The sequence below is a fragment of the Roseovarius sp. MMSF_3281 genome (genome assembly GCF_030733685.1).
Classification (GTDB): domain Bacteria; phylum Pseudomonadota; class Alphaproteobacteria; order Rhodobacterales; family Rhodobacteraceae; genus Roseovarius.
This window is the reverse complement of the sequence record NZ_JASHIM010000022.1, coordinates 41444-62780: the sequence shown is the minus strand read 5'-3', so window position 1 is coordinate 62780 and position 21337 is coordinate 41444. Positions and strand designations below refer to the sequence as shown.

At 58.4% G+C, this 21337-nt stretch carries 13 protein-coding genes and 1 pseudogene; 4 read left to right on the top strand and 10 right to left on the bottom strand.

Annotation, left to right across the window (positions count from 1 at the left end; genetic code table 11):
* The first annotated feature begins 37 nt into the window (after positions 1 to 37).
* Positions 38 to 1915, top strand: a complete 1878-nt coding sequence (locus tag RBB32_RS17680) for a nucleoside-diphosphate sugar epimerase/dehydratase (RefSeq protein ID WP_306154613.1) — start codon at positions 38 to 40, stop codon at positions 1913 to 1915.
* A gap of 97 nt (positions 1916 to 2012) precedes the next feature.
* Here the strand turns inward: RBB32_RS17680 and RBB32_RS17675 are convergent, their stop codons facing one another.
* The 3 genes from RBB32_RS17675 to RBB32_RS17665 all read right to left on the bottom strand — a co-directional run bounded on the left by RBB32_RS17675 (position 2013) and on the right by RBB32_RS17665 (position 5436).
* Positions 2013 to 3461, bottom strand: coding sequence for a carboxypeptidase M32 (locus RBB32_RS17675; protein WP_371931082.1), 1449 nt, complete (start codon positions 3459 to 3461; stop codon positions 2013 to 2015).
* 25 nt (positions 3462 to 3486) lie between these two features.
* Entirely contained in the window at positions 3487 to 4626 is a 1140-nt protein-coding gene (ctaA, locus tag RBB32_RS17670) for a heme A synthase (RefSeq protein ID WP_306154611.1), read from the bottom strand.
* 63 nt (positions 4627 to 4689) lie between these two features.
* The gene (locus tag RBB32_RS17665) at positions 4690 to 5436 is read right to left on the bottom strand and encodes an RNA methyltransferase (RefSeq protein WP_306154610.1); all 747 of its coding nucleotides are present in this window, start codon (positions 5434 to 5436) and stop codon (positions 4690 to 4692) included.
* 1150 nt (positions 5437 to 6586) lie between these two features.
* Between RBB32_RS17665 and RBB32_RS17660 the strand changes: the two genes are divergently transcribed.
* On the top strand, positions 6587 to 9853 hold the full coding sequence (locus RBB32_RS17660) for a CapA family protein (RefSeq protein WP_306154609.1): 3267 nt from the start codon (positions 6587 to 6589) through the stop codon (positions 9851 to 9853).
* 360 nt (positions 9854 to 10213) lie between these two features.
* On the opposite strand, the gene murF is transcribed toward RBB32_RS17660, so the two are convergent.
* The 5 genes and pseudogenes from murF to RBB32_RS17635 all read right to left on the bottom strand — a co-directional run bounded on the left by murF (position 10214) and on the right by RBB32_RS17635 (position 15819).
* Positions 10214 to 11536: a UDP-N-acetylmuramoyl-tripeptide--D-alanyl-D-alanine ligase gene (murF, locus tag RBB32_RS17655; RefSeq protein ID WP_306154608.1), complete on the bottom strand. Its 1323-nt coding sequence runs from the start codon at positions 11534 to 11536 to the stop codon at positions 10214 to 10216.
* 248 nt (positions 11537 to 11784) lie between these two features.
* Positions 11785 to 11967 (bottom strand): hypothetical protein, encoded by a 183-nt coding sequence (locus RBB32_RS17650; RefSeq protein ID WP_306154607.1) that lies wholly within the window; start codon positions 11965 to 11967, stop codon positions 11785 to 11787.
* 255 nt (positions 11968 to 12222) lie between these two features.
* Positions 12223 to 13257, bottom strand: coding sequence for a hypothetical protein (locus RBB32_RS17645; protein ID WP_306154606.1), 1035 nt, complete (start codon positions 13255 to 13257; stop codon positions 12223 to 12225).
* Between the two features lie 717 nt (positions 13258 to 13974).
* Positions 13975 to 14043 (bottom strand): annotated as a pseudogene (locus RBB32_RS21385) (hypothetical protein); the annotation flags it as partial.
* 315 nt (positions 14044 to 14358) lie between these two features.
* Entirely contained in the window at positions 14359 to 15819 is a 1461-nt protein-coding gene (locus RBB32_RS17635) for a BapA prefix-like domain-containing protein (protein ID WP_306154604.1), read from the bottom strand.
* 333 nt (positions 15820 to 16152) lie between these two features.
* Here RBB32_RS17635 and RBB32_RS17630 point away from each other — a divergent pair, with 333 nt between their 5' ends.
* Together RBB32_RS17630 and RBB32_RS17625 are read left to right on the top strand one after the other, a co-directional pair.
* The gene (locus tag RBB32_RS17630) at positions 16153 to 18063 is read left to right on the top strand and encodes a response regulator (protein ID WP_306154603.1); all 1911 of its coding nucleotides are present in this window, start codon (positions 16153 to 16155) and stop codon (positions 18061 to 18063) included.
* 160 nt (positions 18064 to 18223) lie between these two features.
* Positions 18224 to 18883: a response regulator transcription factor gene (locus RBB32_RS17625; protein ID WP_306154602.1), complete on the top strand. Its 660-nt coding sequence runs from the start codon at positions 18224 to 18226 to the stop codon at positions 18881 to 18883.
* Here the strand turns inward: RBB32_RS17625 and RBB32_RS17620 are convergent.
* Both RBB32_RS17620 and RBB32_RS17615 read right to left on the bottom strand, forming a co-directional pair.
* Complete coding sequence (locus tag RBB32_RS17620) at positions 18876 to 19337, bottom strand: hypothetical protein (RefSeq protein ID WP_306154601.1); 462 nt, start codon at positions 19335 to 19337, stop codon at positions 18876 to 18878. The genes RBB32_RS17625 and RBB32_RS17620 overlap by 8 nt on opposite strands.
* A 631-nt stretch (positions 19338 to 19968) precedes the next feature.
* A complete protein-coding gene (locus tag RBB32_RS17615; RefSeq protein ID WP_306154600.1) occupies positions 19969 to 21306 on the bottom strand; it encodes a BamA/TamA family outer membrane protein in 1338 nt (445 codons plus the stop codon).
* Positions 21307 to 21337: the final 31 nt, after the last annotated feature.

The window sequence follows — 21337 nt, the reverse complement described above, 5'->3', positions numbered from 1 at the left end:
TTGATCGCGCGGGTTGAGGCAAGTCGGGGAATTAGTGATGCTTTATTCTATCGCGGTCGGTCTCACGCGATCTCAGAAGCGCGCGATTATCTTGGCAATTGATGTCGGGTTGATTGCCATCTCCTACTGCCTTGCAAGGATTGTCATTCTTGAGCAGGGACAAGCGCTTGAACTTACTTCACAAGCACTCTGGACCATGGCCGTTTTGCTTGCCGTGGGCTTAAGCTTTACCGCTTTTCTGGGCCTGCACCGTATCAAGCTTAACGCCTATGAGTTGCAGGGCATGATAGAAACCGCCTGCGTTGCCTTGGGCCTGACCCTTACGGCGTCTCTTGCCGGGTTTGTTTTTACCGGGCTTCAATCGCCTATCGAAACGGCCATTGTGACCGGCATGCTGTTCGTCATTCTGTCGGTCTCGGCGCGGCTGATCATGCGCACCGTTTTGCGGGAAATTTATCGCCGGGGGCATCCGCGCGTGTCCATCGTCATTTACGGTGCGGGACAAACCGGGCAGCAGCTTGCCGCGGCCCTGGCAACCGATCCGATGGTAAAACCGGTCGCCTTTGTCGATGACGAGCCGCGCATGCAGAACCTGACCATCGGCGGGCTGCGGGTGCATGCCCCGGCCGAGATTGATCAACTGATCGCGCGTCACGATGTCCGCCGGATCGTGCTTGCCATCCCAAGCGCGCGCCCCGTCACGCAACAAGCCATAGCCGGCCAGTTGCGGGCCACCGGATGCGAAGTGCATGTTCTGCCCTCGTTCGCGGATCTGGTTGCCAACAATTCACGCGGGCTTTTCGAGACCAAGCCCATCAACGTGAACAACCTGGTTGACCGTGACCTGATGGAAGAAGAAATGCCCGGTGTTTCGGATACATACCGCGCCCGGCATATTCTTGTGACAGGCGCCGGGGGGTCCATCGGGTCGGAACTTTGCCGGCAGCTTCTGTCATGCCGCCCATCCCATCTGACCTTGCTGGATCACAGTGAATTGGCCTTGTTCGAGATCGAGCGCGAATTGCAGGAAATCGCCCCGGACATTCCCATTTCTGCGGTTCTCGGATCGGTTTGCGACAGCGATCTTGTCTCGGAAATTTTGCATGACGGCGCGATCGACATCGTCCTGCATGCGGCAGCTTACAAACATGTCCCGATGGTCGAGCGAAATGCCCTTGAAGGCATGCGCAACAACGTTCTTGGCACCAAGGTCGTGGCCGACGCCGCACGCAACGCGGGGGTGGAGCGCTTCATCCTTGTGTCGTCGGACAAGGCCGTGCGCCCATCCTCGGCTATGGGGGCCTCGAAAAGGCTTTCCGAACTCGTGGTGCAAGACCTGGCCACCCGGTCATCGCCCACCCGGTTTTCGATGGTCCGTTTCGGCAATGTTCTTGGCTCCTCGGGGTCGGTTATCCCGCTGTTTTCCGGCCAGATTCAACGCGGGGGGCCGGTCACGCTTACCCATTCGGATGTGACCCGTTATTTCATGACGATCCCCGAAGCGGTGCGGCTGGTGCTTTTGGCCGGCTCCTTCGCCCGTGGCGGGGATGTCTTTGTTTTGGACATGGGCAAACCGGTGCCGGTTCGCGACCTGGCCCGGCGTATGATCGAACAGGCGGGATATTCCGTGCGCGATGATCAAAATCCCGACGGCGACATCGAAATCGCGATCACCGGCTTGCGACCGGGCGAGAAACTGCACGAGGAATTACTGATCGGGTCCGACATGCTGACGACCCCCCATGCCAAGATTTTGCGCGCCCAGGAATCGCACCTGTCCGAGATTGAAACCGCCAAGGCCCTGCAATCGCTGCGCCACGCGATTGAAACCCGCAATCACGCGGTGCTTGAAACGACATTGGCGCAATGGATCGAAAAGGCCGAGGCAAAGGAAACCATCACTGTTAATCAGTGAGGCCCGCCGTTTTCCCAAGACGAATGCACGGGGGCAGCCTTGCAGTATCCCAAGTGCATTAGCTTTCAACGCGCCGGCTCGCCGCAGGCCGCGCGCCTTAGCCGGTATAAAGGCCGGAGAACTTCTCGGTGAGATACGCCATCAACGGCTCCGCCGAGGGGGCCTGCCCGCAGGCACGCGCAATCACCTCGCGCGGCTCATAAAGCCCGCCGTGGCGTTGTACCTTGTCGCGCAACCATGCCGTGGCCGGTGCCGGATCGCCCTTTGCCAAATGGTCGTCAAGATCAGGCACATCCGCCCGCAGGGCCGCATGCAAGCACCCGGCATAGACATTGCCCAAACTGTAGGTCGGAAAATAGCCGAACAGGCCCACCGACCAATGCACATCCTGCAACACACCGTTTGACGCGCGGTCCACGTCATAGCCGAAATCGGCCTTGAACCGGTCGTTCCACGCGGTCTCCAGATCAGCCACTTGCAAATCCCCGGCAATCAGGGCGCGCTCCAACTCGAACCGCAGCATGATGTGCAGATTATATTGCACCTCGTCGGCCTCGGTCCGGATGTAGCCGCGATGCATGCGGTTCACCGTGGCATAAAACGCCTCTTCGTCGGTCACACCGATATCGCCGAAGGCGTCACGCATCCGTCCATAAAGGAAATGGCAAAAGGCCCGGCTTCGGCCCAACTGATTTTCGTAAATCCGGCTTTGGCTTTCATGCACTCCCATCGAGACACCCTGCCCCACGGGCGTCATGTGATAGGCCGGATCGACACCCTGCTCGTAACAGGCATGGCCCACCTCGTGGATCGTCGAATAAAGGCAGTTGAACGGGTCCGTTTCACTTACCCGCGTGGTGATCCGCACATCATCGCCCGAGCCCGAGCTGAAGGGATGCACCGCCATATCGATCCGCCCGCGGCTCAGATCATAACCAAAGCGCTCGGCCAATTCGCGCGCCAAGGCCACCTGAACCTCCGGCGCGAACTGTCCGCTCACGGGGGCGCGTTCCACCTCCTCAAGCGCCGTCAATCGCAACTCGACCAACCCGGGGCGCATCTCGTCGAACATCGCCGCCAATTCGGCGGCCCCCATCCCCGGCTCGTAGTCGTCGATCAAGGCGTCATAGTGATCGCCACCATCGGCCAGTGCCGCGCCCTCCTCGCGCTTGAGGCGCACGACCTCGTCCAGTGTCGGCGCGAAGGCCACGAAATCATCCTCGGCACGCGCCAGGGCCCATTGCGCCTGCGACCGGCTGGTCAGCGTCGCCAAAGCGCGCGTCAGATCCGCCGGTACGCGGGTGAGCCGCGCATAGCGATGCGCAATCAGGCGCAATTGCGCGGCCCCCACGGCATCGGGCGCGCGCGCCTCCGCCAACCATTCCCCCACCTGCGGGTCGGTCTTGCGAGCGTGCATCATCGCCTGAAGCGCGCCCATCTCCTCGGCGCGCTGCTCGACCGCGCCGCGCGGCATCATCGTTTCCTGATCCCACGAAAGCCGCCCGGCCACCCGGTCAAGGGCCTGGGTTTCGCGCTCATGCGCCATCAAATTTTCAAAAGCTGTCAATGGCTTACCCTCTTACCGATTGGGCGCGCGGATATTGCGCCAAGAACCGCGCCCGCAGGATCAACACCCACAAGACCACCGCCAACACCTGATGCACGATCGCCACCTGCCATGCCGCGATATAAAGCACCGTCACGATGCCCAGAACCACCTGTGCGCAAAGCGCGATGAAAGCGGCCGTGAAAGCCACGCGTGTTGCCACGTGGGCGCTACGCCGCCCCTTCAGCCAAACCACGATGCCGAAGGTCAACAGCAGATACCCCGTCACCCGGTGAATGAACTGCACCAGCCCGGGGTTTTCAAAGAAATTCCTCAGGCCCAACTCGGGAATCCAGAAATCGGGTGGCAGGACACCCCCGGCCATCAGCGGCCAATCGGTATAGCTGCGCCCGGCGTCGATCCCGGCGACAAGCGCACCGATCAGGATCTGCAGGAAGGCGAAATGCAACCACCCGGTACCAAGCCCGAAGAGTTTACGCTCCCGTGCCCGCCGCGCCTGCATCAATTCGCGCTCCTCGCGGCCCAAGAGCATGGCATACCACGCGATGAACCCAAGGATCACAAAGGCCAGCCCCAGATGCGTGGCTAGCCGGTAACTCGCCACATCCAGCATCTCGCCTTCCAGCCCGGATGACACCATCCACCAGCCAATCGCGCCCTGCGCGCCACCAAGCAAACCCAGCAACAACAACCTTTTGGTCCAACCCGGCGGAATCTTCTGCATCGCCATAAAACCAAAGAACCCAACGGCCCAGACAAGGCCAATAACCCGGCCCAACTGCCGGTGGCCCCATTCCCACCAATAGATGAACTGGAACTCCGACAGGCTCATGCCCTTGTTTTGCAGCTGGTATTCGGGAATGGCGCGGTACTTGTCGAATTCCTCGGCCCAAGCCTCGGCGCTCATCGGCGGCAAGGCCCCGGTCACCGGCTTCCACTCGGTGATGCTCAACCCGCTGTCGGTCAGCCGGGTCAGCCCGCCCACGGCGATCATCACCACCACCAAGGCGAACAAAACCATCAACCAAACCCGGATCGCGCCGCGCGCGCCCCGGCGGCCCGCGTCGATCATGCCGCCCTTGGGGGCATCGCGCTGGACCTCGCCCTCGCCAACCTCTTCGAAAATGCTGCGCTTGCCTGACATGTTCGCCCTCTAACCTGATGCGATGGCAACAGTAGTGCGCCCCGCAGGCCCCTTCAAGCGCGCTCAGTCGCCGCGCTCTTTCCAGCGGACCATCTGCCGCAGGACGCCGTGCAACATCTGCACATCGGCGCGCGTCAATGGCATCCGCGACCACATGTTGCGCAGGTTGATCTTCATGCCCTCGGCCTTGTGCTCGGGAAAGAAGAACCCCGCCTCGCCCAAGCGCTCTTCGTAATGATCCGACAGCTTCTCGATCTCGATCTGCTCGGCCCAATCGGCCTTGGCCATATCAACCCGGCGCGCCTCGATCGCGCCCTGCGCGCGCCGCCACTCGTACCCTGTCAGCAACACACATTGCGCAAGGTTGAGGCTGGGAAACTCCGGGTTGACCGGCACGTTGATGATGGCATTGGCGCGGGCCACATCCTCGTTTTCAAGGCCCGCCCGCTCCGGCCCAAAGAGCACCGCGATCTTCTCACCGCGCGCGATTCGCCCGGCGGCCTCGGTCATCGCGCCCTCGGGGCTGTAGACCGGCTTGGTCAACCCGCGCGCCCGCGCCGTGGTGGCAAAGACGTAATGACAATCGCCCACCGCCTCGGCCACGTCGCCGACAAGCTGCGCTTCGTCCAGAAGGCGCCCCGCGCCGCTGGCCATGGCCGCCGCCTTGGAGTTGGGCCAGCCATCGCGCGGCGCCACCACCCTCATCCGGTCCAAGCCGAAGTTCCACATCGCCCGCGCGGCGGCACCGATGTTTTCGCCCATCTGCGGGCGAACAAGCACGAAAGCGGGTTGCGGGGTCTCTGAGGGCATCACGGGTCTCCAATTGCTGCCGCGTCATACGCAACCGGTCCGAAACTGAAAAGCCCCAAGGCCCTTCATCTTTCCCAAAGCACTCCCGCCAGGGGGGGGCTTTTCGTGTCATACGGCCTTGCTGGGTGTCACCGGAATTAATCTTTTTTAAATCCCGAGAATTCAATGTGTCACCACATCCCGGAATAGGCCGGGCAGCGTCACGCCAGAACGCATTCAAAAAGGGATAATGTCATGGCAAAATCGAAGGCATCTACAGTCGCTCGCCTCGAACCTCTACCTGCAGGCAAGCATTGTGATGAACAAGGTCTTTGGCTCCATAAGGGCAACGGCGGTGGGGTACCATGAAGCTTTCCCTTGTGGGAGCGTCAACGCGCGGGATTGGGATATTTCAGACGGGCCAGCCTCGCGGTGGCTTGCATCTGACAGATGCGTAAGGTGACGCTGCCATCGCCCCCAATAATCGAACGGATTACCTGGAACCCCGAACGCCTCAGGATCGGAGAAAACAGATGCTCGATAAAATGAGCACCGTCGAAACGCCGCTGAGAGTATAACTTAACAATAGGCCCCAGAATCCGGCTCCGTACAGAAAGGCCATCACGGCGACTATGGCTGCACACAGCGTCGCGATGAGAAGAATCCCCGCCAAGGGCACCTTTCCGGTCTTTACTTCATTGCAAACCGACTCGTTGTACGGACGATAGGTTTCCTCACTGAACGCAACCATGTATCCCTCTTTTGACTAAAGTATGGATATGACATTTTTTTGAGTATTGCACATATACTAATGTATTGTCACTATAAAATAGTATGGGATCACATCGCCTTGGCGCAACCAACCACCCGAAGGGATACGAAATCTCCTGTTTGCGAGGATTATCGGTGAAAACCGGCAGGGTCTGGCATCATGGAAAGAATCTTGTCCAGACGGGAAGCAAAACCTATACCCGGATGCAGGTTCCGCCGGCAAATCCGCGTACATCATTGGTATCATTTCGAAACGTCCCAAGGACAGTGAGCCACAGATAAATTATTCTGCCTTCTCAAGGATAACAGCAAGGTCTCAAAGGTAAACTGCATGGCGAAATCCGACGCGTCCCGGCCTGCTTCACAATTAAAACCGGAGAGCAAGCCCAACCGACCTGCTATGGAACAAGTGCCCCAAGCTGAAAAAGCCCTTTCGGCCCTGTTGCAGCAGGCACGGGCGGCCTTGACCTACGCGATAAGAACGCCGGAAGACGGCATCCCTTTACGAGTGTTCTTTTCAATGAGCGATGGCCGAAAAAGGGCCACCGTGGTTCATTTCAGCGGGGCGGACCTTGCGGAAATCTGGTGCCAGCTTGATGCATGGAGATTGCAACAATCCGAACCGGACCCATTGCTTCGCTGGCTTCGGGTGGATTGGGTGGCCCGGACGTGGGATCTTAACTGGGATCAATGCAAACTGGCGATCCGCAGCAGTAAGCGGAATTATTTCCGGTATGGCCTGGCGCTCGCCCCCGAGTTCACACAGGCATTTCTGGAGCAGGAATTGAACGCCAATGCAATGCTTTACCTTGGAAATGACACGCCCTACGGGGGCCTGAACGCCAAGAACTTCTGCATCTACGGCCAGAAACGTTTCGGCGACGGTTTCCAGCTGCCCGAATCTCCATCGCACCCCGTAAAACTGTTCACGACCGAAGCCTTCCTTATACAGCCCGATCAGCCACCCGTTCCGTTGCACGGTTTTGCCGGTGACTCTGAAGGGCGCGATACCGGAAGACGCAAAATTGCCCGTCTGGACGCCGACACCGTCGAAAGCATGGTCGATCAATCCAGCCGGTTCCTGGCAGCGCAGGTCGACGAGAAAGGGCAATTCACTTACGGCCTGCACCCTTGTTTCGACCGCGAGATCAAATCCTATAACACGCTGCGTCACACAAGTACGATTTATGCGATGCTGGAGGCATGGGAGGTGACACGGGACGCCGACCTCAAGGCCGCAATTGATCGTGCTCTGCACCTTTTGACCAGCACATTGATACGGCAATATTCCCTGCCGAACGGTGAGCAGGTCGCCTATCTTCAGGATGTCAACAACGAGATCAAGCTGGGTGGAAGCGCCGTTTGCCTTCTCGCCCTTGTCAAATATACAGAACTCACGCGCGACGAAAGGCACCTTCCCCTACTGGAACAACTGGCGCAGGGCATCGTGCACATGCAGAATGCCGAAACAGGGCAGTTGACGCATGTACTCAACGCTGATGATCTTAGCGTCAAAGAGGTTTTCCGGATCATCTATTACGATGGCGAGGCGGCCTTTGGCCTGATGCGCCTTTATGGCCTGACCAATGACTCTCGGTGGTTGGCCGCGGTGGAAAAAGCCTTTGATTATTTCATTGCCCAAGATCACTGGAAAATCCACGATCATTGGCTGAGTTATTGCGTCAATGAATTAACGCTTTATCGGCCCGAGGAGCGGTATTTTAAATTCGGTCTGCAAAATGTCACCGGGCATCTGGATTTCGTGATTGAGCGGATCACGACCTTTCCGACATTGTTGGAACTGATGATGGCGGCCCACAAGATGATCCGCCGTCTTGAGCAAAGTGACATGCACCGGCATTTGTTGAAACATCTCGACCGGGACAAATTCTATCGCGCGTTGGAAACCCGGGCCCAGTATTTGCTGAATGGTTTTTTCTGGCCCGAAATCGCAATGTACTTCAGAAACCCCCAACGCATTCTTGGCAGCTTCTTCATCCGCCACCACTCCTTCCGCGTCAGGATCGACGATGTCGAACATTACCTGTCTGGGTATGTCGCGTACCTAAAACACTACCTGCACGAGGCCCCCCGTCTATCACAATCACCGGCCAGCGATACGAAGGCCCTGCCGGGCACCGATGACCGCGCAAGCGACCTGCCCCGTCCGGCGGAGGCTGTTCTGGCTTGGGGCGGAAGCGTCAACTTGGGGCGCCGACAGCATTACAGGACAGCGCAACTAGGGTATGATCAGGTACTGGATATCCCCGAATTCAAGGCTGCGGACCTATCTGTGGTAAACCTTGATTGCGTTGTCAGCACGCTTGGTAAACAGAGTGTGGACAAGGGAGAGCGTGGTCCGTTCTACTACCGTGCCCGCCCCGAGATGTTAAATGTGCTGACGGCCTCGGGCATAGATGCGGTGGCGGTGGCCAATGCCCATAGCGGTGATTACGGTGCCGCGGCCCTGCTGCAACAAAAAGATATACTGGACGCGCTCGGCATCGCCAGCGCGGGAAGTGGGCAAACCAGGAAAGAGGCCTTCAGCCCGGCCATTTGTACCGCGGGCGACATCCGCGTGGCCCTGTTCAGTATTGACGCCGCCCAGCACAGGTTTGCCGCTGGCAAAGACACACCGGGCACGGCCCATATCCCTTTGCGGAATGGCCCGGATTGGCGCAAGACGATGGAACCCCGGATCGCACGGGCGAAGGCCGATGCGGATATTGTCCTGGTTGCCGTTCACTGGGGCGGCGGCGACGCTCCGGAACCGGATGGCAATGTGAGTGCAATTTGCCATGCCCTGATCGAAGCGGGGGCCGATGCCGTGCTTGGATCGTCCGGCCATCGGCTGCGGGGGATTGAAATTTACAAGTCCAGGCCGATCCTGCACGGGGCCGGCGCGCTGCTGTCGGATATATCGACCAACTGGCTCCGGGATGGCGGCCTGTTCCGTCTAGGACTTGGCAAGACCGGCATAAACTGGATCGAGTTCGTTCCGCTTGGGATCGGCTATGGCTTCAGCCAAGCCCTGAAAGGCGACGCCGCGCAGGAGCTTACCGAACGGTATCGGGACATGTGCCAAACGATGGGGACATCTCTCCAACGGCATGGGCGCGGGGCATTTATCGAATTGGCCCCCGCTGACAGCGCCCCGGAAACGCCTTCCCCCGCGCTTAAATCGCCGGATCGTTACCGGCTGGAACGGTTGCCGTCCTTCGCACCGGATGCCAGTCATGGGCAGGCCTCCTTTGTTCCCGAGGATGCCCGCATTGACCCGGTGACGTTACATGGCCTGACGCTTCTCGGGGTGCGGTTGACCCCCCGGCGCATTACAGACCGGCAGATGCTTTGGGTCGAGACATGGTGGTCGAGTTCAAAGCCCATCCCGGAAAACCTGAGACTGAGTTACAAAGCCGTGCCTCGCGGGGCGGCCGAAGCCGCGCAATGGGGGCAGAACACAGACCATGATCCATGCGACTGGATGCAACCCACCAGCAATTGGACATCGGGGCGCATATATTACGACCAATACGGTTTACGCCCGCCACCGCGTGAACGAATGGCCCCTGCCCCGCTTCAATTGGAAATTCGCGTCACGGGGCGAACGCCAAATAACGAATGCTACCTGCACCCAAGGTTAATTCCCGTGCAGCTTGCCAAGTAGCGGCCCATTCGTGGGATTCCCAATCATCCGGGTCGGTTCGGGCGGGGCAATCATCGTTAAACGCGGCACAGTGCTTCACAGTAAGCCAAGGTCGCCGACTCCGGGAAAATTCGGTCCAATAACATACTTTTTGAGATATTAACCACCCTTTAGTTTGTAATTTTAATTGAAACCCGCCATGAACTGCCCCATAAAGGGATCACACACTGCTCTCACCTAAAATGTGAGACACGCCTTACTCTCAAGCCCTGCCGTTCATTCAGCAGGGCTTTTTTTTGGCTGCAAAACCGCGAGACAGCATAGTTCATCGGGTTGGCCGCCTTGGGGGAAAAGGCACGGCGCGAAGCGTGGCTTAACGCGTTACTGCCCAAGTCTTTCGCGCAAGACACCTTTGACGACATGGTTCAAACCCGTGCTGTTCGACCCTTTGACCAAGATCACATCGTCGGACTGCAGTTCGGACCCCAGAATATCCCAAAGTGCTTCGGGCGACTTCATGGTAACATGCCCCGGCAACCTCGCGGCACGGGTGAATTCTGCGCCAAGCGTGTAAACTCGGTCCAGCCCCAGGGTCTCGATATACGCGACTAGTTTTTCATGCTCCTCCGCGCATAAATCGCCCAGTTCCGCCATCGCGCCCAGCACGGCAATACGGCGGCCGTTGGTCGGAGTATTGCGCAGGTGAACCAAGGCGGCGCGCATCGACGCAGGGTTGGCGTTATAGGAGTGATCAAGCAACGTACAATTGCCGTCTTCGACGGCAAGCTGATGCGCCGTACCACGCCCGCTGGTGACATTGAACGTGGCGTAGCGCTTGGCCAGGTTATTCAACGGCACCCCCAAAGCGAGATGCACCGCGCAGGCCGCCATGAAATTTTCCAGCATATGAACGCCGTGGCGCATACACTGTTCAAGACGCAGGAGTTTCTTGCCGATAGCAATATCTGCAATCCCCTTGGACGCTTCAAACCGCAAAAGGCGCACGTGATCCTTGGCACGGCGCCCATAGTAGATAACTCTTAGCCCCTTGCTACGCGCACATTTATCCAGATACGCCCCTTCGTTCATTCCGCTATTGAGGATGACACAGCCACCCGGATTGACCCCTTCGAATATGCGCGCTTTACGCTCCGCGATCGTACGCAGATCACGATGATAGATGACATGCGCCAAATGGATGTTCGTAAACACCGCGATATCTGGCCTAGCCAAAGCGGTGTTATCCTGCATTCCACCAATCGCCAGTTCCAGTGCCACGAATTTATCGTCCTCCGAGACACATGCCAAATTCCAGGCCACACCACGCGGAAGATTTGCCCCCTCGCGTGTCCGATAAACAGGTCCCAAAGCCTCAAGAGTATGCCCGATCAAGTCCGTAGTCGACGATTTGCCCGAACTGCCGGTGACTGCAATCACGGGCACGTTGATCCGTTTGCGCGCGGCACGCGCTAACGTAAACAGGGCAGCTTTTTGATCCGGGACCTGGAAAACCGCCTCGGCCTTCAAGTCACCCGGCGGCATGTCTGAGACAATCGCCAATCGTGGCGAAACATTCTTGCGTGCAAGAACGTCTGCTGGCACCCCGAAGTTGTTATCCTTCGACCGGATAAAGACGATATCATCAGGGCGGTATGTCGGAAAATGTGTCGAAGCTCCGGCCACCTTGCGGCTGTCGTCGGGCAAGCGGAGCCACGATCCTTCGGAAAGGATCGATGCTACATCTCGCAGCATCCATTCAGGCAAAGCGAGACGCCCCCATCACGGAGCGAATCCGGGCGAATACACACTCGATTCCCCGAGGATTCATCTTCATCATCGCTTGAATTGTCGCTTGCAGGTAAAGTCGCCCCAAATCGTAATCCGATGATTTTCTGGCATTACACGCTTTCCCCGGACGATCACCGGCACCAGGCGGGGGACCTGCCCATAAATTACAACTCTTTGTTTCCAAATTGCTTTTCATGGTCATAGGCGTCATAGGCGATCCTGGCCAAGGCATCGGCCGTCGCAGAGAAGCCAAAATAACGGGCAACAGCGCATGCAGCGAGCGTTTCAGTCACCAAATCTCTGGACTTATCGTCTGGTTTTTGTCGAAACTGTTGGCTATCACTCATATCGTGTTCCGCTTCGTTCTATGTTAGGAGAGAGGCGGACCATGCGCAGTTGAGTGGTGGGGGGGCATAACCCGCCTCTCAGTTGACGGGGCGCCTCGTGTGCGGGGCGTCCCACCAGCGGAGAAGATTCTAGGGGGAGTCTTCTCCTACACCTCCTCAAAACACAGGAGGCGATTCAAATCTCTTCTACGCTTTCACATCTTCTCTAGGGTGCCATCCGGGCGGAAGAACCGCCCGGATGGAATGGGTCTCAGTTTAAAGCGTATCGTCTCCAAGTCCGGCCAGATCGCCCAAGGGGCCACTGTCCAGAAGTCCATCGGTGATATCGCCCAAGAAGCCACCTCCAGAGGCAGACGGGTCACCGTCGGTGATCAGCACCAGACCGGTTGCATCCTCAACCACGCCCTGATCACCGGCGACCTCACCCAGCACACCATCGTTGCCAGTGACATCACCCAACAAGCCGCTGTTGCCGGTAACGTCACCAAGCAGACCGCCGTCCGACACAATGTCATCCAACAGCCCGGCATCGGTCTCGGTCACACCGCCAAGCACCTCATCGACAATGTTCGCGTCGCCGCCAAGCAGGCCGCCCTCACCGGTCACGCCGTCCAGAAGGCCGCCTTCGCCGCCGAGCAACCCGTCGGTCACACCGCCGAGAAGGTCGCCACCGCCGGTCAGGCCGCCAAGCAGGCCGTCCTCACCAGTCACGCCGTCCAGAAGGCCGCCCTCTCCGCCAAGCAAGCCGTCGGTCACACCTCCGAGAAGGTCGCCACCGCCGGTCAGGCCGCCAAGCAGGCCGTCCTCACCAGTCACGCCGTCCAGAAGGCCACCCTCTCCGCCGAGCAAGCCGTCGGTCACACCTCCGAGAAGGTCGCCACCGCCGGTCAGGCCGCCAAGCAGGCCGTCCTCACCAGTCAGGCCATCCAGAAGGCCGCCGTCACCCGTACCATCGTCGGGGGTCTCGCCTTCACCCAAAAGCCCGGTGCCGATCAGGTCTCCAACCAGCCCGTCGGAGCCGGTGACATCACCCAGCACTCCATCGTTTTGAACGATGTCGCCAAGCAGGCCCTCGGACCCTGTGACGTCGCCAAGCAACCCGCCATTGCCGGTTACATCGCCCAAGAGCCCCGTATCGGAGACGACACCGTCGAGCAGACCGGTTTCGTCTCCCTGTACTCCGTCACCGACGACCGGCTGACCGAACAGTTCATTGCCCAGATCGCCAAGCTCGCCTTCAGAACCAAGGAGATCCCCCAACAACCCTTCGGACCCGGTCAAATCACCCAACACTGAGCCATCATCGGTCACGCCTGCGAGCAGACCGCCGCTTCCGATCACTGGATCAAGCAGCCCCTGTTGATCAGCATCCGCGTCGGCGTCAGCATCGGCGTCGGCATCCGCGTCAGCGTCAGCGTCGGCATCCGCGTCGGCATCGGCGTCGGCATCCGCATCCGCGTCGGCATCAGCGTCCGCGTCGGCATCCGCATCCGCGTCGGCATCAGCGTCCGCGTCGGCATCCGCATCGGCGTCAGCGTCAGCGTCGGCGTCGGCATCCGCATCGGCATCAGCGTCCGCGTCGGCATCCGCATCAGCGTCAGCGTCGGCATCGGCATCAGCGTCGGCATCCGCATCCGCGTCAGCATCGGCGTCCGCGTCAGCATCGGCATCAGCGTCCGCGTCAGCATCGGCATCAGCGTCCGCGTCAGCATCGGCATCAGCGTCAGCATCAGCGTCCGCGTCAGCATCGGCATCAGCGTCCGCATCCGCATCCGCGTCAGCATCGGCGTCCGCGTCAGCATCGGCGTCCGCGTCGTCACTACTACTACCACCACCGGCAGCAAGCGCCGCAAGACCGATTCCCCCAAGGGCCGCAAGGGCGGCCCCCTCCTCGGAAAATCCAGCGCCCAGTCCTCCTTCGGCGGCGGGGTCACCATCGACAACCATGCCATCGCTGTAAACGATGCTGTGCAAAGATCCGCTCTCGGTCGGGACGTAATAATCCTCCACCGTGACCGTATCGCCTGTCCCCAGGTCAATAATCAGGTCATCACCCGAACGGCTGTAGCTCTCCATACCGGTCGGTTCTAAATTCAAAAATACACGCACGTCGTTCGGTGACGCTTGAATAGTTCTATTAGCCATAAGTCCACTCCTTTGCTTAGCCCCCTCACACAGACACAAAACACACACTAAAGTCTATATGAGCACCTTAAGTATGTACTAAATATCCGTAAGTATCGAAAGTCAAGCGGCCCATTACAGGAAGCAGGTAAAAATATGCATATAAATTAAACGGTCTGCCTCAGCGAAAGCGGCCAACGACAGGACCTCACGAAAAAGCGCCCCACCATAGAGCGGGGCGCTTGAAATTTGTGCTGTCGAGAGTGATCAGATGGGGGAGTCTTCGCCCCCGAGAAGGCCGCCCAAAAGACCGTCCTCCCCGCCAAGCACGCCGTCGGTCAGACCGCCGAGAAGCCCGTTCGACGCCGACGGATCGCCATCGGTGATCAGGGTCAAGCCAGTCACATCTTCAACCACTCCGCTGTCCCCGATGACCTCGCCGAGCACACCGTCGTTGCCGGTCACATCGCCCAGAAGACCACTGTTGCCCGTCACATCGCCCAGAAGGCCGCCATCGGCCACCACGGGATCCAGAAGGCCGTCACCACCAAGCAGGTCACCCGTCACACCGCCAAGAAGGCCATCGTCACCGGTCACAGCACCAAGCAGACCATCGTCGCCAGTTACGCCGTCGAGCAGGCCGCCTTCGCCACCAAGCAGACCGCCAAGAAGGCCATCGTCACCGGTCACAGCGCCAAGCAGACCATCGTCGCCAGTTACGCCGTCGAGCAGGCCGCCTTCACCACCAAGCAAACCGCCAAGGAGGCCGTCGTCACCGGTCACAGCGCCCAAAATGCCATCCTCTGACAGCAGCCCGCCGACAAGTCCATCGGTTCCCAAAAGACCACCGACAACCCCATCGCCGCCAAGCAGACCACCGACAAGACCGTCTTCGGCCAAGAAGCTACCAACAAGACCATCCTCGGTCAGCAAGCCTCCGACAAGACCATCCTCCGTCAGCAAACTGCCGACAAGGCCGTTAGGCCCAAGCAGGCCGGACGTCAGGCCCGTGCTTCCAAGCAATCCGCCAAGCAGGGAATTCTCGCCAAGCAAGCCCTCTGTCACACTGGCCAGCGGATCAGAGGATTGCGAACCATCCCCCAGCAAACCGGTCCCCAGAAGAGACCCGGCAAGACCGTCCTCGCCCGTCGCCACGCTCAGGAGGCCATCGTTTCCCACAAGCGCGCCCAGCAATCCTTCGGATCCGGTCACGCCGCCAAGACCGCCTTCATTGCCGGTCGCGGCGCCCAGAAGGCCACCATCGGCAACAACGGAATCCAGCAACCCCGTAGACGTTTCAGGCTCGGGTTCGGGATCAGGGTCCGGGTCGGGATCAGGGTCGGGATCAGGGTCGGGATCAGGGTCCGGGTCGGGATCAGGCGCAGGGCTGCTGCTGCCGCTGTCCCATTCTGCCGCCAAGGCAGCCGCGCCCAGACCGGCAGCCGCAGCCAGACCGGCACCAAGCCCATCAAACCCGAACCCCTGCCCGAGGCCAACAGCTTCAGTTTCTTCGAAAACACCTTCCACGCCGCTAAATGTACCGTCCGCGAGGATCAGGCGGTGCGCCTCTCCATTTCCCGCCTTGGCATAAAAATTACTGACACGGATCGCATCGCCACTGGTCAGTTCGACCACCAGATCATCACCTGATTTCACGTAACGACTGATATCCTCTTTATTCACATTCACCTGAACATCAACGGCTTCACCAGCCACAAGTCCACTCATCGCCATTTTTCAATTCCTTTTCAATCGGCCCCTCCCCCGAGGCCAGAATCGTTCATATAGGAGTATGCCCCCTCACATTTGATTATCAAAGGTATATATTAATATCAACACCTCGCAAAAAACACATCCCTTTGGGTGTATCCATTGCGCAAAAATTATGAAATCTTGGCTGAGGTTATCACCCCGCCCCTTTCGAATGACGCGCATTGGCAAGATAGTAATTAATTGCAACGCATACTTTCGCCGTATCTTGCAGGCCGTATGCAGGAGGTGCCGAATTGAAGACATACGCTGACCATGAACACTGATCCTCCCACACCGCCGGGTGCGTCCATGAGACCGGTCATTCAGGCCATCGGCCGTATGATCGCTACGGACCGGCGCCCATCCGTGCTCGCCAATGACGGCGGAACGGTATTATTGGCCAACGCGCCCGCCCAGCGGCTGCAACTTGATAAGCAAGGGCTGCATGACGCATTGGACTGGCCCACGCTGTGCAAACATGCGCATCGGGCCGGGAGTGCGCCCGCGTCACTCGCGTTGGGGTCCGACGAACTAGAGGGGGAAGTCGTACACCTCTCCCTTGGGGCTGGCGATGGCTATCTCCTGCGGCTTTCGGAGAACGATCACGAGGCAACCTGGCTTCGCAATCGCGCACGCGCCGCCACGCTCATGCGGGTCGCACATGACCTGAGAACCCCGATCCAGTCCCTTCTGGCAACGGCACAGAAAGTACTCGACGACAGCGGGCAAAGCGGCCCTGCTGGCAAGGCTCTCGCCCAGCAACAGCTTGAACAGTCTGCGGAGGTCGCACTCGACCACATCAGCAACGTGCTGGGCGTCATTCGCGGTGAACAAAGCGTGACGGGCATCCGCCCGGACGAGACATTCAACATCACCGAGGAACTGCGTACACTCATAATGATGATCAGCCCGATCGCACGGAAACAAAACGTCGATCTGAAACTATGGCTCGATCCGCACGAGGATACATGGGTGCATGGGCCGGTGCGCTTCGTGCGCGCCCTGTTCCAGAACATCATCGACAATTCCGCGAAATACGGCGGCTCCGAGGTTGAGATCGGCCTGACATGCCGCCCCCTGCCATCGCCGGATAAAGACGACGACCGACTGAAAATCATTCTCACCGTCAAGGATTTGGGCGGCGGCCTGCCCCCTGAACAAAAGGCGCGTTTGTTCGCGGCCCTTGGCCAGTCCGAGGCAAAGGATCGTATCGCGCCCCAATCCTCGCAACGCCCCTCGGCGGGGCTTAATGTCCTGGCGCATGCCTTGCACCAACTCGGCGGCCAACTTGAACTTACCGATCGCTATGCCCCCGGTAGCGAAACAGGAAAAGAGGTCCCCGGGGATCTGATCGGCACCACGATACAAGCCACCATGACGCTTGGGAAAGGCGCAAGGCCGGACAACCTGAATGCCGCCGAGGGCGAGGTGCCGGTCTCCGATGACTCCCTCAGCGGCCTTTCGATCCTTCTGGTCGAAGACAGCCCGTCAAGCCGCGACTGGCTACATCATATCCTCAAGAACGCCGGTGCGCATGTCTGGGCGGCCGGAAATGCGGTCGAGGCGCTTTCACTCATATCCCGAACCGAGGTCAGGGAACGCCTGGACCTTATCCTGACGGATATGACCCTTCCCTATATGTCGGGGGTCGAATTCGCAAAACGCGTCCAGCAGATGAGTAAGATATCGTGGGACGGCCCGGTTCTGGCCCTCACCGCGCATGTTGCCGATGAAATCATTGCCGCCTGCCATGCCGCCGGGATCGCCGAGGTCCTTGAAAAACCAATTCGACCGGCGCAACTGCGCAATGCCATCCTTGCGGCGCTCGATGGCTCAGGAGCCAAGGAAATGCCGGCCCTGGCTACGCCCCAGGCCGCCCCAACCATGGCAGATGAGACCTTGAACGAGGAGGTGGTCAAGGAACTTCTGGCGCAATTCGGAACCGAAGGCGCAACCTCTTTCATGCGCCGCGCGCAAAACGAGGCATCCGGCGTTCTCACAAAGCTGCAGAACGATGGCACCGATGCCGACACCGGCCGCATGCTACATGCCGCAACCGGGGCGTGCAGCTTGACAGGCCTCGCAGCGCTGGAAACATGCCTAAGAACCATGGAGCAGGCCTTTGATACCAACAACCCCCTCGAACCATGTCAACAGGAACTGGAGACCGCCCTTCTCAATACAAAGAGCGCAATCGCGTCCCTCACATCGGGTTCATGAACGACATGACAACACAAGATGTTGAAAAACATTTGTCTTTCCATAGGTCTTCAATAAGTTAACAGCTACGTTGTTGAATGTTTGCAGGCGTGATAAAAAAGCGTCTTGCGTAAACAAGTACCATACGAGGGACCTCGTATTGAAAATGAAGGGACAGCCTGTGAAGACCACAGCTCAATCCGCTGGTTCGCCACAAACCTCGGTTACGCGTGTTTTGATTGCAGACGACCATGCCATGGTCCTCGAAATGTTTGAGCATTTTTTATCAAATCTGCCCGAGTTCGAAGTCATAACTGCCCCGGACCTTCATACCGCTTTGTCAATCATGGATCGGGACGGCCCGTTTGAACTTGTCCTACTTGATCTCAACATGCCCGGTATGAATGGTGTTGCCGGGCTTAGCCAAGCCTTGCAAAAGAATGAGGGGCGGCCAACCGGCCTTTTGACCAGCGACCCCTCCGGACAAGTGATTTCCGACATTCTCCAAATGGGCAGTGCCGGCGTCATCCTGAAAACCGCATCGCTCAAAGACCTTGCCAATGAAATTCGCTTTATGGCGGCTGGCGGGCGCTATATCCCCGTGGAACTCATTGATCCACAAAGGCTCAAGGCGCGCGTCAAGACAAAATCGCCGCTTTCGGATCGCGAGATGGAGGTACTTTCGCTTCTGATCGAAGGTCGCCCGAACCGGGAAATCGCGGAGGGTCTTTCCCTTGCCGAAGCCACGGTCAAGATGCACGTCAAATCAATTTGTACGAAGCTGGGCGCAGACAACCGAACACAGGCGGTTATCAGGGCGCGTGATATGAACTTTATCTGAATCCGGCCACGTCAACGCCTACCTGGCAGTTGAACGCGGTCAGTTTTTCCAGGATCGCCGGAACATCGGGCATGGCCGGCAAGGTTTCCTGGCAAATGCCCAACGCTTCAAGAACGGAGTCGCCGTCATGCATCTCGCTTTCGATTGCGATGATGCGAATCTTCGGGTGCGTCCGGCGGATTCTCATGCAGGCATCTGCCGTTGCTTCGGGCGATCCGAAAAAATCCTCATCAACCAAAAGAACATCCGGCGCCGCTTGGCCCTGTCCCAAAAGGCGAAAGGCCTGGGCTTCATCCTCTCCGCGCAAAAGCGAAAAACGATACCCCGATCCGGGCTGGCACAACTCGTAAGGCAGATAGTCCCAATCAAGCAAGGCAAGCACTTTGCACTCGGCCCCAAGACCACCCCCATCGGCAGGAAACGCGGTTTTCGTCTCGATAGCTTCCAACAGCATGTAAACCACTCCTTTTTTCCGCCTTTACGCACAAAACCTGAAATCAGGGCTACGCCCGCAAATCAGCATGAGATGGACGGCCCGCCCACATAGGGTCTCTTCGTCAATCGCGGATCACTCCACGCCCCTGAACCTTGCAACATCGCGGTTTACCCGCATAAGCCTGACCGCTCCGACAGCGGCCCCATCCACATGCTCCATCTCCCGATCCATGCGAACGAAGAGCCTATCGGCAAGGCTGGCACCTTTCACATCACTCCGAGACACTCGTTTGATACGAAACCAAGTCATATTTTCATCCACCCTTAGCTGACATCGCCGGATCAACCGGGAAATAAGTTTGTTTTGCTCAACACACTAACCAAGAACCTTACCATACGAATCTACCGACATACTTTTTGGTAGATCATCAATACCAAAGCATTCTTTTGGAATTTTTTCAAGACTTATGTATACACCCCCCTCCTGTCCGCTGGGTGCAGGGGCGTCACGGCATTGGTAAATGTGGGGAAAGCTGTGAACAGGTGACCTTGTACTACCCCGCGAAACGAGGCAGGTTCCAAGACCGTTTCAGAAAGAATGGTCGCTCAGGTTTCCAAGGTCGTCACGCGAAACGCGCGTTATATTGCGTTCAGAATTTCGCGCTCAGGCTCAAACCGAACAACTGCTCCTTGTCCCCTGCCTCTTTCTCGATGGGCGAGGCCACATAGACCGAGACAGGCGCATTGGCCACCTCGAACGACAGCGACAACCCGATGGAGCTGCGTTGGTAAAAATCGTCATCAATCGTGCCGCCTTGGGTATCGTCAAGGCCCCAAGCCGCGCCCGTCTGCCAGAACACACCGGCAACGAATGGCGACTTGGCAACATCTTCGAACCGATGCTGAAGCTCGATCGAAGAAACAAGGTAGTTTTGGCCGCCCAAGGCATCGCCTTGGTCGCGCGGGCCAATGCCGCGGGGCGCGAACCCCCGAAACTCATCCGCCCCCGGCGTAAACCGATCTATCACCCGTGTCGGATTACCGTCTCGTCCTGAAACCGTGCCCGCGTCCATCGAGATTAACATGCGCAAGTTCGATCCAAGCGGCAAGTAAGACCGCGTTTCAATCCGGAAATCCGTCAGGCTATCGTCGGTCCCAAGGTTCCAATAATATTGGTCCAGCCCGAAACTGTATTCCCAAGCGCCCCAACCCGAGTCTCCCTCGTCCAATGAATCGTGTTTCAGCCCCAGACGCAGGAAGGGTGCAGCAATACTTGGTGTCGCTTCCGCCTTCAAAAGCGCGCTCGCGTTCGGCTCAACATCTGAAAGCCCATAGTCACGATAGCCAAGGCCCGCTTCCAAACGCGTCTTGCCGCTTGGCGTCCACGCCAGGTAAGTCTCAAGCTGCTTGGTGTCATGCGTATAGGATGTATCATCGAACGAGACTTCCTCGAAACCAGCCTTGACGCCAAGGTCAACCGAGTCGCCAATCACGTCAACATGATACAGCCGCGCCTTGGCGCGAGTCACCTCTGCATTGTATTCGAGGCGCACAGAACCATAGGTATCGGGAAAAAGATTATACCGCTCAAAAAACAGCCCCCCGATCACACCATCCTGTGATGCATAGGATAGCGACGCTTCGGCCCGGCCGGGGCGGGTGTTCAATTCTTTCACCGCGATGACAAGCGTATCGCCTTCGGGGGTCAGGGTAACACTCTCGAACACTCCCGTGGACATGAGGCATTCCTCAATTGCACGCAATTCAAGGTCCAGGTACGACACGTCCGGAACGGCGCCGCAGGTCATCTTGATATCCTGTTCCGGGATAAACTCCGCGCCCCGGACCTCGACGGTTTCAAAGACCCGCCCGGATTGCGCGGAGGCTCCAGGCACTAACGACAAGGTGCCCATAACCAGCGTCAGGCCTGACACTGTCCCCACGACATACCGGAAAGGTGCAAGAAAATGCGGCAGCTGCATATTCATCTTTCTTCTAATGTGATTCAGTCTTTCATCG

Coding starts and splice junctions, on each gene's coding strand:
- RBB32_RS17680 (WP_306154613.1), top strand. CDS start 38: ATGCTTTATTCTATCGCGGTCGGTCTCACGCGATCTCAGAAGCGCGCG.
- RBB32_RS17675 (WP_371931082.1), bottom strand. CDS start 3,461: ATGGCGCATGAGCGCGAAACCCAGGCCCTTGACCGGGTGGCCGGGCGG.
- ctaA (WP_306154611.1), bottom strand. CDS start 4,626: ATGTCAGGCAAGCGCAGCATTTTCGAAGAGGTTGGCGAGGGCGAGGTC.
- RBB32_RS17665 (WP_306154610.1), bottom strand. CDS start 5,436: ATGCCCTCAGAGACCCCGCAACCCGCTTTCGTGCTTGTTCGCCCGCAG.
- RBB32_RS17660 (WP_306154609.1), top strand. CDS start 6,587: ATGGAACAAGTGCCCCAAGCTGAAAAAGCCCTTTCGGCCCTGTTGCAG.
- RBB32_RS17650 (WP_306154607.1), bottom strand. CDS start 11,967: ATGAGTGATAGCCAACAGTTTCGACAAAAACCAGACGATAAGTCCAGA.
- RBB32_RS17635 (WP_306154604.1), bottom strand. CDS start 15,819: ATGAGTGGACTTGTGGCTGGTGAAGCCGTTGATGTTCAGGTGAATGTG.
- RBB32_RS17630 (WP_306154603.1), top strand. CDS start 16,153: ATGAGACCGGTCATTCAGGCCATCGGCCGTATGATCGCTACGGACCGG.
- RBB32_RS17620 (WP_306154601.1), bottom strand. CDS start 19,337: ATGCTGTTGGAAGCTATCGAGACGAAAACCGCGTTTCCTGCCGATGGG.
- RBB32_RS17615 (WP_306154600.1), bottom strand. CDS start 21,306: ATGAATATGCAGCTGCCGCATTTTCTTGCACCTTTCCGGTATGTCGTG.